Source organism: Christiangramia forsetii KT0803 (genome assembly GCF_000060345.1).
GTDB lineage: Bacteria > Bacteroidota > Bacteroidia > Flavobacteriales > Flavobacteriaceae > Christiangramia > Christiangramia forsetii.
Map to the genome: position 1 here is coordinate 422,310 of NC_008571.1, position 16,089 is coordinate 438,398.

Genomic DNA, 16,089 nt, shown 5'->3' on the forward strand with positions numbered 1-16,089 from the left:
AGTACAATGAAATTTACTAAGCTTATCATATTTTCCTTTTTCCTTTTTAGTATAACCATTCATTCACAGGAAGCAGTTCCGGAAACCTATATTAATCCACTGGATATAGATTATACTTATATGGTATATAATTCCAGTAAGAATATTTCCTATCGTTCTGGAGCCGATCCGGCGGTAATAGAGTTTCGTGGGGAATATTTTATGTTTGTTACCCGATCTTTTGGATACTGGCATTCTAAAGATCTTATCAACTGGGAGTTCATTAAACCTGAAAAATGGTTTTTTGAAGGTTCCAATGCGCCAACTGCTTTCAATTATAAAGATTCCCTGGTGTACTTTGCGGGTGATCCTGCAGGTTACGGGAGTATTCTTTATACCGATGATCCGAAAAATGGAAAATGGCAACCAACAGCTTCGATTTCTAATAATATCCAGGATTCGGAATTATTCATCGACGATGATGGTAAGACTTATCTATATTGGGGCTCTTCGAACGTACATCCATTAAAGGTAAAGATGCTTGATAAGGATGATCGTTTTCTTGAAACAGGCGTCCAAAAAGAACTGATTAACCTGGTGGAGGAGGAGCACGGCTGGGAACGTTTTGGTGAAAATAACTTCCATCCCACCTTAAAGGAGGGATATATGGAAGGTGCTTCGATGACCAAACATGATGGTAAGTACTATTTGCAATATGCTGCGCCCGGTACACAATTTAATGTATATGCCGATGCTGCTTATGTTGGAGAAACTCCGCTTGGTCCTTTTAAATACATGAAAAATAATCCTGTGAGTTTTAAACCGGGTGGTTTTACCAATGGTGCAGGCCATGGGGTAACCATGAAACAAACCAATGGCCAGTACTGGCATTTTGCCACGATGGCTCTGGCTTCCAATTCTCACTGGGAACGCCGTCTGGCAATGTTTCCCACCTATTTTGATCAGGAGGGTTTAATGTATACAGATACCAGTTATGGCGATTATCCGTTGTTCGGGCCAGATCATCCAACAAAAGCTGGCCAGCATAGCGGCTGGATGCTACTTTCTTACAAAGGAGAAACAACAGTTTCCTCTTCGCAAATGCAGGTTAGAAAAAGTACTTCCACTGATGGGGAATTTGACATCACTGAAATGCCTCTGAAGAAAAACAGTGCAGGTGAAATTATTTCGGAAGTCTTAACCGATGAAAGTCCAAAATCATTTTGGGTTGCTGAAGCCAATGATGAGAAACAATGGGTGAAGATTGAAATGCCTGCACCCGGAAATATATATGCTTTTCAATTGAATTTTCATGATGAAGAATCAGGAATCTATACCCGAACTGAAGGTTTAAAACATCGTTTTACACTGGAAGTTTCAGAAGATGGAAATAATTGGGAACCTGTGGTAGACCGAAGCAAAAGTTATGAAGATGCACCCAATGCTTATATCACCCTGAATCAACCAGTAAAAGCTAAATACGTTCGCTACAAGAACGTAAAAGTTCCCGGGAAGAACCTGGCATTATCTGAAATCAGGGTGTTTGGGAAAGGTTTAGGCAAGAAGCCTGCGAAGGTTAAAGGCTTTGAGGTTTCACATGAAGATGATCGTAGAAATGCCTCTTTTTCCTGGCAGCCGGTAAAGGGTGCTCAGGGTTACAATATTCGCTGGGGGATCGCTCCAGATAAACTGTATCATTCCTGGTTAATCTACGATAAAAATGAACATTTTATGCGTAACCTGGATCGTGATACCCAGTATTACTTCAGTATTGAAGCCTTCAATGAAAATGGTATTTCAGAAAGAACGGAGACGATATTAGTCAAATAAATCGAACAACTAAATAAATAACCAAAAGAGAAGACAATGAAGAGAACTTATTTATCGATATTCTGTATAGCTTTTATGGGAATTTCATTCCTGTCGGCACAGGAAAAGATTCCGCAGGTAGAGAAGTTGCTTGCAAAGATGACGCTCGAGGAGAAGATAGGGCAATTAAACTTATTGACGCCCGGAGGTGGTATTGCTACAGGTTCTGTAGTAAGTGAAGATGTAGAAACTAAGATCAAAGCCGGGAATGTAGGAGGAGTATTTGGTGTTTCAAGTCCGGATAAAGTGAGACAGGCACAGGATATTGCGGTCAAGTCTTCACGACTGGGAATTCCGCTTTTAATTGGTTCAGATATTATTCATGGTTATAAGACCACCTATCCAATTCCATTGGGACTTTCTTCCAGCTGGGATATGGAATTGATAAAGAATGGAGCACAAATAGCTGCAAAAGAAGCTACCGCTGATGGGATTAACTGGAACTTTTCACCAATGGTTGATATTGCCAGAGATCCTCGATGGGGTCGTATTGCTGAAGGTGCCGGCGAAGATCCATACTTAGGATCTCAGGTAGCCATAGCGATGGTGCAGGGTTACCAGGGAGAAGATCTAACTCAGCCCAATACTATGATGGCCACGGTGAAACATATGGCTTTATATGGTGCTGCTGAAGCTGGAAGAGATTACAATTCGGTGGATATGAGCCGCCTAAAAATGTTCAATGAATATTTCCCTCCTTATAAAGCAGCCGTAGATGCGGGAGTTGGAAGTGTGATGACTTCTTTTAATGATATTGACGGGATTCCTGCTTCAGGAAATAAGTGGTTGCTAACAGATCTTTTAAGAGAAAGATGGGGCTTTGACGGATTTGTAGTTTCAGATTATACTTCAGTAAACGAAATGATCGCTCATGGATTGGGTGATCTTCAGGCGGTATCAGCTTTGGCAATTAATGCCGGTCTGGATATGGATATGGTTGGGGAAGGTTTCCTTACCACCTTAAAAAAGTCTGTTGATGAAGGTAAAGTTTCCGAAGAGCAGATCACCATTGCAGCTAGAAGAATTCTTGAAGCAAAGCATAAACTAGGGTTGCTTGACGATCCTTATCGTTATTCAGATGAAAGCAGACCAGAAAAAGATATTCTTACTGAAGAGAACAGAAGTTTTGCGAGAAAGGCTGCAACGAGATCATTTGTTCTTTTAAAGAAACATGAAAATACATTGCCGCTTGCTAAAAATTCGAATATCGCCTTGATAGGACCTTTGGCCGACAATAAGAATAATATGCTGGGAACCTGGGCTCCTACAGGAGATCCATCGCTTTCCATTCCTGTTTTAGAAGGTTTAAAGAATGTTGCGCCAAATGCCACTATTAATTATGCAAAAGGAGCAAATATCTCTGATGACAGCACATTTGCTAAAAAAGTGAATGTTTTTGGCCCACGTATACAGATCTCTGAAGAGTCTCCTGAAACCCTACTGAAGGAGGCTCTTGATCTGGCAAAAAAATCTGAAATGATCGTTGCGGTTGTTGGGGAAGCTACCGAAATGAGTGGAGAAGCAGCGAGTAGGACAGATATTACCATTCCAGATTCTCAGAAGAAATTAATTAGAGAACTTGCCAATACCGGAAAACCAGTGGTGCTTGTTCTAATGAGCGGTAGACCCTTGGATATTTCCGAAGAAATGGATCTTCCTGTAAGTATTTTGCAGATCTGGCATCCTGGTGTAGAGGCTGGGAACGCCGTTGGGGACGTTTTATTCGGGAACTATAACCCTTCAGGAAAATTAACCAATAGCTGGCCTAGAAGTGTAGGACAGGTGCCTATTCATTACCGAATGAAAACTACGGGAAGACCGGAGCCTGAAAGTGGAGAGTTTCAGAAATTTAAGACCAATTATCTTGATTCTCCAAATTCCCCGTTACTGGCATTTGGATACGGACTTAGTTATACGAATTTCGAATATAGTGATGTGAAGGCGAGTTCAAACGAACTGGGAGCAAACGCCACTGTGAGTTTGAGCGCTACCGTTACTAATACTGGTGATTTTGATGGAGAGGAAACCGTACAGCTTTATATTCACGATAAAGTGAGAAGTATTACCCCTCCGGGCAAAGAACTGAAAGGTTTTAAAAAGATCATGCTGAAAAAAGGAGAGTCCAAAACTGTGACTTTTGAAATAAGCGCGGAAGATCTTAAATTTTATAATTCAGATTTAAAATATGTTTCTGAACCTGGTGAATTTGACTTCTTTATTGCAGGATCTTCAGATGCTGATTTTAAAGGTTCTTTTACCTTGAAAAAATAAAACTTATAAAGATTGTAAATTGAGAAAAGACGTTATTCTGAACTTGTTTCAGAATCTAATAAGAATATAAGTCACTATAATAGAGACTCTGAAATAAGTTCAGAGTGACGAAATCCTGTATATAGGAATAATATATTTAGCCCCGGGTGTATATTTTTACTCCGGGGCTTTTTTTATAGCTTCTCCAGTCGAATTCCGGAAAGGATTGTTTTGCCAGATTTACTCCTGAATTCAATCTTTATATTTTCCTCAGTGACTATTTCGTAATTAAGTTCCACCGCCTGTAGAACTCCATAATCTGCAGCGAGATTCAGGTCATTTTCTACCATCTGCTCATTTATCAAAATATCAAAAACCCTTGTCTCTTCTGAAAAGTTTTTCTGGTCAGATCCAAGGTTGTAAATATTATTAGTGGAGGCAGCTCTATTTGGTTCTGTCATAAGCAATGAAACTCTATACGTTCCTTCTGGCACTTCAAAATTATAGGAGTTTAGACCTTGTCTCATAGTTTGATAAACAGGTTCTTTTGCAGTCAGCTTGATATTTGCAGCAGTTCCCTGGAATTTATTTTCGGATTGTTGAAACGTTTCTCCTCCCATATATCCAAAATTATTTTCTGAAAATGCCTGGTCAGCTATCCAGATCTCGCCGGTTTCTTCATCAATAAAATCGCTATGGCTTCCTACATTTATGGTAATGGGATTTTTGTTCAAATCCTTGATGAGGTTTACACGGAACCTTACTTCAATATGTCTCTGAAATGTTGCATCTCCTGAAACTGCTTTTATTAAATGCTTTCCTTCTGGCAGGTTTAGGCTGAAAGTGGCAATGTTATCTATAACTCCCGAGGTTTTCCCTGGCGTATCATTAATCGTCAATTCAACTTGTTCAGCATTTGAAAAAACTTTGATAAGAACAGGCTGATCTTTTTTGATAAATCTGTGCTCAAAATTTTTTCCGGCGATATATACAAAGTCTTTATCTGTCAACCTGGCTTTGTAATAGTAATAGACATCTTTAGGTTCCCGGTTAAAATTCACCAGTCCTTTCTGATTTATATACGGCCGGCTATCCTGCCTTCCCGAAGAACCAAAATCGGCAAAATTCCATGCGGCCATTCCTAACATATAATCTCTTTCAATAACCTGATTTAAATAACTCACATGGCTCTTTAACTGATAAGCTTCACTATAATCCCAGGGTTTTGGATCGTTGGTTTGGATTCTGGAATCACTTCCAGGGCCATATTCTGAAATGAGAATCGGTCTTTCAGGATACTTCTTATGTTGTTCATCAAGGAATTTCCCAAGGTTTTCAAGGCCCATGGTATACCATCCAAAATAAAGATTCCAGCCAATAACATCGGGAATATCTGCAATGCCGGAAGTGTTATAAAGATCATTTTCATGTAATGCCATTACACTTAATCTGGAAGTATCCAGCTTTTTTGTTTCGGCCTCCAGTTTTTTTGCCAGTGCAACACTGGTTTTAATTTTTGCATTTTTATCTACTTCACTCATATCGCCAGTAAAAACAAGTCTGATAAAAATTTCATTCATATATCCCCAGAAAACGATGGAAGGGTGGTTGTAGAGTTGTAGGATTTGCTCTCGCTGCATATCGATTGCGTTTTGATGATATGCTTCAGAATCTGTAACATCATTTATTACGGGAACTTCTGTCCAGACGAGCAATCCAAGTTCATCACAAATACGGTAAACTTCAGGATCCTGGGGATAGTGGGCGGTTCTTATAAAATTAGCACCCATGTCCTTTATCATCTGATAATCTTTTCGATGGATAGCATTAGGAACAGCATTTCCCATATTTTCAAAATCCTGGTGCCGATTGGCTCCAATAAGTTTTATGGGTTTTCCATTTAGTAAAAAACCTTTTTCAGGATCGGCTTTAAACCAGCGGCAACCAAATTTTGAAGAATAAGAATCCAGTGTTTCACCCGATGCGGAATCTATGAGATTAGCCTCTAAAGTGTAAAGTTCTGGATGATCTGGAGACCATAATTCTGGATTTTCTATGCTGAAATCTATGGAAAATTCTTCGGTGGTTAGCGTTTTATCATAAGCTGAAACCTTATTACCGGAAGGATCGGTAATTTGAATTTTCAGGTCTAAATTTTGATTAAAATTCGCAACCTGTCCATTAAATACCACTTTTGCGTTTTCTTTATTGACTTCAGGAGTCTTAATAAGTAGATTTCCGGCCGCCTCACCTTCTAATTGAAAATGGCTTTTCCCGGTAATAATTAATTCCAAATCGCGATATATTCCGCCGTAAAAATTGAAATCGGCTTCCAAAGGAGGGATATCAGGATTATGACTATTATCAACTTCGATACGGATAGAATTCGCACTGCCAGCATTTAGAAATTTGGTGATTTCAAAAACAAAAGCGGTATAACCACCAATATGTGTTCCGGCTAGTTTATCATTTATAAAAAGACTGGTTTTTTGATTGGCTCCTTCAAATCTTATAAAAACAGCTTTTTTATTCCAGTGGTCGGGGACAACTAATTGCTTTTCATAAATTCCTGTTCCGCGGAAATACTCTTTATTATCTATAAAAGCATCTTTTGCATTCCAGGTATGCGGAATGTTTATTTTTTTAATTTCTTCAGAATTCTCTAAATGGAACTCCCATCCCGAATTGATGGTTTTTACCAACCTTTGCGCCTCAGTTTTTGTAGCAATAAAGAATAGGAGGAATGCTAGATATTTCAACAATTTCATGGTTGTTTTTTTGATACAGGTTGTGTCCAGGCTACTTCAGTATCTCCCTTTTGATATGGGTTCTCTTTTTCCTTATCTGAGACAATCTTTGCTCTTACAAATATCACGTCTTCCGGTAATTCATAAGAGGCTTTTGCTCCATTTATAGATTGAAATATTTCGCTTTTAGTTGAACCTTTTTTTACTCCGATGAACTGAATATCATAATTCACATTATTTTCTGCCTGAACTTCAATACTAAGCTTGTTATTCTCGAATTTTAATTCTAAAAGTTCAACGCCTGTACTGGCATAGAAATCTCCTCTTTCCATAGCCTCGATAATATTTGTTGGATGGAGGGTTTCGGACTTTACCACCACCCAGCCCCTTCCGGCATTACTCCATTTTGATCCGAATTTGTGGTAATGATGGCTGTCATCTGTAGCAATTCCAAGTAATAAAGGTTTTTTCATAGAATGATAGGCAATATTTACCTGATCCCACATTTCCTCTGTACTGTCATGAATACTATCTCCGTAATTATTTACATATGGATGACCATTAAAAACTTCAAAAAAACGCTCGCCATTAATTTGTTTGATGTCTTCGGCAGTAATAGCATAGGTGAAATTGGGATGGTTAAGATGCTGCAACACCGGCCGGCCTATTTTCTTTTCATGCTCTTTTATAGCATCAAGATTATTCTGAATAAGTTCGACAATGGTAGCGCCTTTTTGTGGTTCTATAACATTCTCAATATTAATCGCTCCCATATGTACCGCTTTATCATCCAGATAAGAAGTAACTTCTTCTGCCTTGAAAATCATAAATTTTTCAGGCTCTTCGAAAAGTGGTTTGAACTCTTTCAGGGTTTTTAACTGAACCTGAATACCCTTGGTTGTTTCTCGATAATTTATCCAGTCTTTTCCATATTTTTTCAGGTATTTTTTAAAGGCTTTCTGATAGATCTTCTCCTGCGGAATTATCTTAGCTTTTACTCCTTCAGCAATAATATTATGGTCTGATAATGCTACAAATTGGTAGTCATGATCTTTGTACCATTCCATGATCATTTCTGGAAACTCGTCCCCGTCACTCCAGTAAGAATGTGTGTGTAGGTTTCCCTTATACCACTTACTTTCCTGGGCAGTGGTTGTTGAAAAGCTGAAAATTGCCAGAACCAGGCTTAATATTTTGAAATATTTATTCATTTATATATGCTTGATTGAATTTTATTCTTTTCAAAAACTACCTGTTTCAGGAATTTAAATACATCTGGTAAGTACTCAAAAGGCATTCCTGAGATCTCATGACGTGCATCCTGAAAACTGTAGAATAGGTAGGAAGAATTAAGTTCTTCAAGTTTCTCAACGATAGTTTTAGAGCCGTCCAGAATGAGATATCCCGGTGCAGCGTTTTCGCAGTAATGGTGTGGCGCCGTTGCATAGGGCACCAGGTTATCATCGGTGCCATGAAAAAAGATTCCGGGAATTGCCTGTTTTTTATTCAAATATCTCACATCTGCGATAGCCCCGGCCAATGAAATCACAGCAGAAATCTTAACATCTGAATATTTTTCAGAATTATCGAACATGAGGTCTGGATTATAGACTGCATTTAAAACGCCTTCAGCACCAGCGCTACTTCCACCCACGATTATTTTATCCGAATCAATATTGAACTTTTCAGCATTGTCTTTCATGAATTTCACAGCATCCATAAAATCATCCGCAGCAAATTGAAAAGTTTTTATTTTTCCCGAAGCTTCAAAATCACATCCAAAGCCATTTTTCTCTCCTTTTCTAACAAGCCGATAGGATATAAGTCCAACGGCATAACCTCTGGAGGCCGCCAGTTTCGCAAATTTCACTTCCTGAGGATTTTTTGGGTTACCTCCTGCAAATCCGCCACCATGCATAAAGATGATCAGAGGTCTTTCTTTTTCTGAATTTAAAGGTTGATATAAGTCAATGATCAGTTTTTCACTGTCTTTTTCGGCATAAATTTCCGTCTGAACTTTTTGAACCTTATAAAGACTGTCTATGTATTTTTCCTGAGCTTCAGCACTTTGAAAGATAAGTATGAAAAAAAAGAAATATAAAATTCGTTTCATTGTAATTTTTCATTTAAGACCTTGAATATACTCAATTTTGAAAGGATAAATAAGTGGTGAAATCAAGTAGAAAATTTTATCTTCGCACCAACAATTTTTGCGTTATGAGTTTACAGGAAAAAGTGATGGCCGAAATGAAGGTCGCGATGAAAGCTAAAGACAGTACTAAGCTTGAGGCATTAAGAGCTGTTAAAGGAGCTATTTTACTGGCTAATACCGAATCATCTTCAAAAGATGGATTATCTGAAGAAGAAGAAAATAAACTTTTACAGAAATTGGTAAAGCAGCGTAAGGATAGCGCTCAAATCTATAAGGAGCAGGGGAGAGAAGATCTTGCTGAACCGGAGTTGGAGCAGGCTGCAGTGATTGAGCAGTTTCTACCTGAGCAAATGAGTGAAGCTGAAATTGAAGCTGAAGTTGAAAAGATCATAGCTGAAACCGGAGCTTCCGGAATGCAGGATATGGGTAAAGTAATGGGAATGGCCTCTGGAAAGTTAGCTGGTAAAGCTGATGGGAAAACAATATCCATGATCGTAAAAAAGAAATTGAGTTAAGTTAAAAGTAAGGAGTAAATAGTGAGAAGTGTCAGAAAAGGTTTTTTAGGAACGATTTAATTTTCTGATAACTGATAACGGCCCCGTGGCGCAACTGAATAGCGCATCAGATTTCGGCTCTGAGGGTTGCAGGTTTGAATCCTGCCGGGGTCACGAATAAATAGTTCAATAAGAAAAAACGCCAAGCTCGCTTGAGCGTTTTTTCTTATTGAACTATTTTCAAAGCGGAGCTTTGCAGGATGCGCTATGCGAATCCTTATGATGAAGTTAGAAAACGCCAAGCTCGCTTGAGCGTTTTTTCTTATTGAACTATTTTCAAAGCGGAGCTTTGCAGGATGCGCTATGCGAATCCTTATGATGAAGTTAGAAAACACCAGGCTCACCTGAGCGTTTTTTCTTATTGAACTATTTTCAAAGCGGAGCTTTGCAGGATGCGCGCGGCGAAATGATAAAGCTGAAAAAATCGTAAAGCTAAATGCTTTACGATTTTTTATTTTATAAAAAATGCCAGATCAGATAAATCAAACCGACCCTACTCAGTTATCTTATCTTTTTGATCTGGCATGAAATCTAAACTATTTCTCTTAGTTCAATTCTATTATAATCCAAAGCTATAAATTTTGACGTAGAGTTTTTATGGATTTCCGTAACCTGACGGTTATATGGTTAAAATTTATGGACGGCGAAAATATGGAATTGCCAGTATTTTCAAATACTTCAATTAGAAATTATTTATAAACGAATATATTTTAAGCAGGTTTACGAAAAAATGGTCTGCATTAAAAATAGGGGAAAACCCTAGTATTTAATCTTTTTAAACCTGATTAAATTGATAGCACCAATTAAAACCAAGAAAATGATTCAGGATTATAGCAACCTTTACCGTAACATAGTTTTGGGCCTAAGCGTTTTGCTTGCCGTATATATTGTCTTTAAATATCTTACCTAATTAATTAAGAAGACAGATATAACCTTTTTGGATTGTAAAAAAAATCTGGCATAATCAGGATAATTTTAAATACATTATTACTTCATAGATACTTATTAAGTATGAGGTGAAATATCACAATTTCAAACCGGGGCTAAAACAAAGTTCAATATTCATTTATTTTTAAGGTTAGTATTAAATCTTTGATAGGTATTTAATTTAGGGCTCATTTTGATACTAAATTAGTATAAAATTATCTTTGCTGTAATTTAGATACTTCCGAATTAGGTTTTTTGTCGATTTAAACTCGCAATTCTTCGAAAAAATATATTTTTAATTAAAACAAATCTAAAAAAATTGTTAATTCACTGTGTTTTAGAAAATTATAGTTAACGAATTCCCTTTTCTCAAATTACCTACATATGGATATCTATCCCTAAAGATATTCAAAACTAGTTCTCAACTAAAACCAACTATTATGAAGAATTATTTACCTGAAACGGGTAAAATAAGGAGTTTCTTTTTCCTTTGTTTTTTCCTGTTATTAAATGTGTTTATGGGTGTTGCGCAGTCGGTAACATCAGATAAAGATGACTATGCTCCCGGAGAGACAGCAATTATTACTGGAAAGGGTTGGACAGGGGACTCTATTGTCAACGTTCATTTTAATGAAGCCCCGGTGGTGGATCACATTCACGACTATCACGATACAACTGTTGATGAAAATGGAAATTTTGTTATCAATTTTCCAATTTTGGAAAGGCATTTAGGTGTGGCTTTTAAAGTTGAGGTGGTAGGAGCAACAACAGGAAGGAAGGCTTTTACTTATTTTACGGACGGGAATTCGGTAGTGTTGTCTGCTGGTAGCCAAAATGGTGCAGTTAATAGCGGAACAGGAGGTAATGTGACGTTTTTAATAAATGCTCAAAGAGATGGTGCAGGAAATGCATTTTCAGTAGCTCTAACAGCTAATAGTCTTCCGCCTGGGGTGACTGCCAGTTTTTCTCCTTCAACCTTGAACTATCCAAAGCAAAATCCCAATATAGTTCTCAACTCCACCCTTACATTAAATGTAGGAAGCGCAGTATTAGCTGGTTCTTATCAATTTAATATTTCACCCTCGGATGGAGATACTATTTTAGCTATTTTAATTGTGGATGGTACTGCTTGCACAGTACCAGTAATAAATGTGCCATCTAATATTATCTCCAATAGTGCCGCTGATAGTTGCGGTTCAGTAATTAGCTATAATGTTTCAACAACAGCGGGAACACCACCTTTTTCTTATACTTATTCTACTACTGGTGCTACGGTTACGAATAGCACTTCTGGAACTGGTAGTGGGTCTTTGTTTAATGTGGGAGTAACAAATGTCACTGTTACTGCTGGCAATAGTTGTGGGAATGATAAGGAGAGTTTTGCGGTGACAGTGACCGACGATGGCCCTCCTGTCCTTACCGCAGGCGCTAACCAGGATGTAGTTCTTGGCGAGAATTGTTCGATAATAGTTCCTGATGTCACCGGATCTGCAACCGACAATTGTGCGGGCACAATGATTACCCAACTTCCAACAGCCGGAACAGTGGTGACTGCTATTGATGGAGAGATCATTAATGTTGAAGTAACGGCTACGGATGCTGCTGGAAATACAGATACCGTTAATGTTATACTGACTGCTCAGGACGAAACTGATCCAGTCCTTACCGCAGCTGCCAACCAGGAGGTTGTTCTTGGCGAGAATTGTTCGATAGTAGTTCCGGATGTCACCGGATCTGCAACCGACAATTGTGCGGGCACTACTATTACCCAACTTCCAACAGCTGGAACAATAGTAACTGCTATTGATGGAGAAACGATTAATGTTGAAGTGACCGCTACAGATGCTGCCGGAAATACCGATATCGCTTCTGTGGTATTGACCGCTCAGGATGAAACTGATCCGATACTTACTGCAGGGGCTAATCAGGATGTAATCCTTGGCGAGAATTGCTCGATAATAGTTCCGGATGTAACCGGATCTGCAACCGACAATTGTGCTGGAACAACGTTTACCCAACTTCCAACAGCCGGAACAGTAGTAACTGCTATTGATGGAGAGATCATTAATATTGAAGTAACGGCTACCGATGCCGCTGGAAATACCGATGAAGCAACAGTAGTACTTACCGCTCAGGATGAAACTGATCCTGTACTTACTGCAGCTGCAAATCAGTATGTAATTCTTGGTGAGAATTGTTCGATAGTAGTTCCTGATGTCACCGGATCTGCAACCGACAATTGTGTGGGTACAACGATTACCCAACTTCCAACAGCCGGAACAGTAGTAACTGCTATTGATGGAGAGACCATTAATATTGAAGTAACGGCTACGGATGCTGCTGGAAACACAGACACTGCTAGTGTAATACTGACTGCTCAGGATGAAACTGATCCGATACTTACCGCAGGGGCTAATCAGGATGTAATTCTTGGCGAGAATTGTTCGATAGTAGTTCCGGATGTAACCGGATCTGCAACCGACAATTGTGCTGGAACAACGATTACCCAACTTCCAACAGCCGGAACAGTAGTGACCGCTATTGACGGAGATACAATCAATGTTGAAGTAACCGCTACGGATGCTGCTGGAAACACAGATACAGCTACCGTGGTATTGACCGCTCAGGATGAAACTGATCCTGTACTTACTGCAGCGGCCAACCAGGATGTAATTCTTGGCGAGAATTGTTCAATAGTAGTTCCGGATGTCACCGGATCTGCAACCGACAATTGTGCTGGAACAACGATTACCCAACTTCCAATAGCCGGAACAGTAGTAACCGCCATTGATGGAGAAACCATTAATGTTGAAGTAACGGCTACGGATGCTGCTGGAAATACAGACACTGCTAATGTAATACTGACTGCCCAGGATGAAACTGATCCTGTCCTTAACGCAGGTGCCAACCAGGAGGTTGTCCTTGGCGAGAATTGTTCTATAATAGTTCCGGATGTGACCGGATCTGCAACCGATAATTGCGAGGGCACTACTATTACCCAACTTCCAACAGCCGGAACAGTAGTGACCGCCATTGATGGAGAAACCATTAATGTTGAAGTAACGGCTACGGATGCTGCTGGAAACACAGACACTGCTAATGTAATACTGACTGCCCAGGATGAAACTGATCCTGTCCTTACCGCAGGCGTTAATCAGGATGTAATCCTTGGTGAGAATTGTTCGATAGTAGTTCCGGATGTAACCGGATCTGCAACCGACAATTGTGCTGGAACAACGATTACCCAACTTCCAACAGCCGGAACAGTAGTAAGCACCATTGATGGAGAGACTGTAAATGTTGAAGTAACAGCTACTGATGCTGCCGGAAATACAGATACAGCTACTGTGATATTGACTGCTCAGGATGAAACTGATCCGATAATTACCGCAGGGGCTAATCAGGATGTAGTTCTTGGTGAGAATTGTTCTATAATAGTTCCTGATGTCACCGGATCTGCAACCGACAATTGTGCTGGAACAACGATTACCCAACTTCCAACAGCCGGAACAGTAGTAACCGCCATTGATGGGGAGACGATTGAGGTTGAAGTAACAGCTACTGATGCTGCTGGAAATACGGATATCGCTTCAGTTGTATTGACCGCTCAGGATGAAACTGATCCGGTACTTACTGCAGGGGCTAATCAGGATGTAATCCTTGGCGAGAATTGTTCGATAGTAGTTCCGGATGTCACCGGATCTGCAACCGACAATTGTGCGGGCACTACTTTTACCCAACTTCCAACAGCTGGAACAATAGTAACTGCTATTGATGGAGAAACAATCAATGTTGGAGTAACCGCTACAGATGCTGCCGGAAATACAGATACAGCTACCGTGGTATTGACCGCTCAGGATGAAACTGATCCGATCCTAACTGCAGCGGCCAATCAGGATGTAATCCTTGGCGAGAATTGTTCGATAGTAGTTCCGGATGTGACCGGATCTGCAACCGACAATTGTGCTGGAACAACGATTACCCAACTTCCAACAGCCGGAACAGTAGTAACTGCTATTGATGGAGAAACGATTAATGTTGAAGTAACCGCTACGGATGCTGCTGGAAATACAGATACAGCTACCGTGGTATTGACCGCTCAGGATGAAACTGATCCATCAATTACCTGTCCATCTAATCAAACAAGAGCCAATGATGCGGGAACTTGTTCCTATACAGTTATAAGTACTGAATTTGATCCTAGCTTTGATGATAATTGTTCAGGTGCCACTGCTTCTAATGATTACAATAACTCATCTACTTTAGCAGGGGCTATATTTAAAGAAGGAGAAACAGAAGTTACCTGGACAGTAAAAGATGTTGCAGGTAATCAAACTGCTTGTAAATTTAAAGTAACTGTAACGAATGAAGCTCCAGTAATAAATAGTCTTAGTGGCCCTGTAGGACCTGTTCAAGTTGGAACTGAAATAACTTTAACTGCTCAATTTACAGATAACAATTTGGAGTCTGCAACCTGGAGGTTAATTACGAATGATGCGGTTGTAGATATATATACGTATTCTTGTGAGGATTGTATAGAAGGAAACACTATTACTGGAAGTTTCACTCCGGAGCCGGGAGTTTATATAGTAGAACTAGAAGTGACAGATTCCTGTGGCGAGATTCAAACTCTTCAGTACGAGTATATAGTCATATTTGATCCTACCGATGGTTTTGTAACCGGTGGTGGCTGGATAGATTCGCCAGTAGGTGCTATGGGAGGGGGTTATGCGGATGCTACAGGAAGAGCGAACTTCGGTTTCAACGCCAAGTATAAAAATGGCAGGAACAATGTGAACGAAGTTGATGGTCATACCAACTTCCAATTTAAAGCGGGTGACCTTCATTTTTCAAGCTTTGAACACGATGACATGAGCTTGGTAATATCAGGAAAAAAAGCCACTTATACAGGCTATGGAACCGTTAATGGAATTGGGAATCATAGATTTAGAGTAATTGCCATAGATGGAAATACCAATGGGGAAAACGCTCCTGATGAATTTAGGATCAAGATATGGGGAAATAATTCCAACAGCGTTGTGCTTTATGATAATCAGCGGGGAGAAGCAGAAAGTTCAGATCTTGCAACCTCGCTCAGTGGCGGCTCTATAGTAATCCATAAACCAAAAGGGGGAGTTAAGAATAATAAAAATGTAGAGTTAACAGAAAAAACTGAAGTTCAGAATCTGGAGCCAGAATCATTGGAAATCCTGAATTCACTTGGAGTTGCACCAAATCCAATGAGTTATTCAACTGAAATACGTTTCAGTTTAAAAGAAAGAGTACGGGCAGACCTTGTGATCTATGATTTTAATGGAAAACTTGTAAGAAGCTTGTATTCACAGGTAGTAGATGCAAACGAAGTTATTCAGGTGACTTTTAATCGGGATAACCTTATGAGTGGAATCTATATTTGTAAATTATCCACAGGCTCAGGAAAAACTTATGAAAAACAGATTATAATAAAATAAGGTAGAGAAATATATAAATTTGAATAAAATCCGGTATCAGGCCGGATTTTATTTTTTAGTCTAAGTCATCTATTTAAATAATAGTAGTTCTATCGAAATTTTGTTTTTTTTAAGCCTTAGCGTTAAATCTTGCACAAATA

The 16,089-nt window shown here is 39.3% G+C and carries 7 protein-coding genes and 1 tRNA gene; 5 read left to right on the forward strand and 3 right to left on the reverse strand.

Annotated elements, in window-relative coordinates:
- Window positions 1-6: 6 nt before the first annotated feature.
- On the forward strand, window positions 7-1,809 hold the full coding sequence (locus tag GFO_RS01755; RefSeq protein ID WP_011708290.1) for a family 43 glycosylhydrolase: 1,803 nt from the start codon (window positions 7-9) through the stop codon (window positions 1,807-1,809).
- 36 nt (window positions 1,810-1,845) lie between these two features.
- Window positions 1,846-4,119 (forward strand): beta-glucosidase BglX, encoded by a 2,274-nt coding sequence (gene bglX, locus GFO_RS01760; RefSeq protein ID WP_011708291.1) that lies wholly within the window; start codon window positions 1,846-1,848, stop codon window positions 4,117-4,119.
- A 173-nt stretch (window positions 4,120-4,292) separates the two neighbouring features.
- Here the strand turns inward: bglX and GFO_RS01765 are convergent, their stop codons facing one another.
- From GFO_RS01765 to GFO_RS01775, 3 genes are read right to left on the reverse strand one after another with little or no spacing between them, the layout of a single operon-like run.
- Window positions 4,293-6,866: a glycoside hydrolase family 2 gene (locus GFO_RS01765; RefSeq protein WP_011708292.1), complete on the reverse strand. Its 2,574-nt coding sequence runs from the start codon at window positions 6,864-6,866 to the stop codon at window positions 4,293-4,295.
- A complete protein-coding gene (locus GFO_RS01770) occupies window positions 6,863-8,056 on the reverse strand; it encodes a PHP domain-containing protein (protein WP_011708293.1) in 1,194 nt (397 codons plus the stop codon). Before GFO_RS01770 ends, GFO_RS01765 begins: the two co-directional genes overlap by 4 nt.
- On the reverse strand, window positions 8,053-8,958 hold the full coding sequence (locus tag GFO_RS01775) for an alpha/beta hydrolase (RefSeq protein WP_011708294.1): 906 nt from the start codon (window positions 8,956-8,958) through the stop codon (window positions 8,053-8,055). The genes GFO_RS01770 and GFO_RS01775 overlap by 4 nt, the downstream gene beginning before the upstream one ends.
- A gap of 104 nt (window positions 8,959-9,062) precedes the next feature.
- Between GFO_RS01775 and GFO_RS01780 the strand changes: the two genes are divergently transcribed.
- The 3 genes from GFO_RS01780 (at window position 9,063) to GFO_RS01790 (ending at window position 15,949) form a co-directional block, all read left to right on the forward strand.
- Entirely contained in the window at window positions 9,063-9,512 is a 450-nt protein-coding gene (locus tag GFO_RS01780) for a GatB/YqeY domain-containing protein (protein WP_041249969.1), read from the forward strand.
- A gap of 79 nt (window positions 9,513-9,591) precedes the next feature.
- Window positions 9,592-9,665 (forward strand) — tRNA-Arg (locus GFO_RS01785).
- Window positions 9,666-10,918: 1,253 nt separating this feature from the next.
- The gene (locus tag GFO_RS01790) at window positions 10,919-15,949 is read left to right on the forward strand and encodes an HYR domain-containing protein (RefSeq protein WP_011708297.1); all 5,031 of its coding nucleotides are present in this window, start codon (window positions 10,919-10,921) and stop codon (window positions 15,947-15,949) included.
- Window positions 15,950-16,089 lie beyond the last annotated feature (140 nt).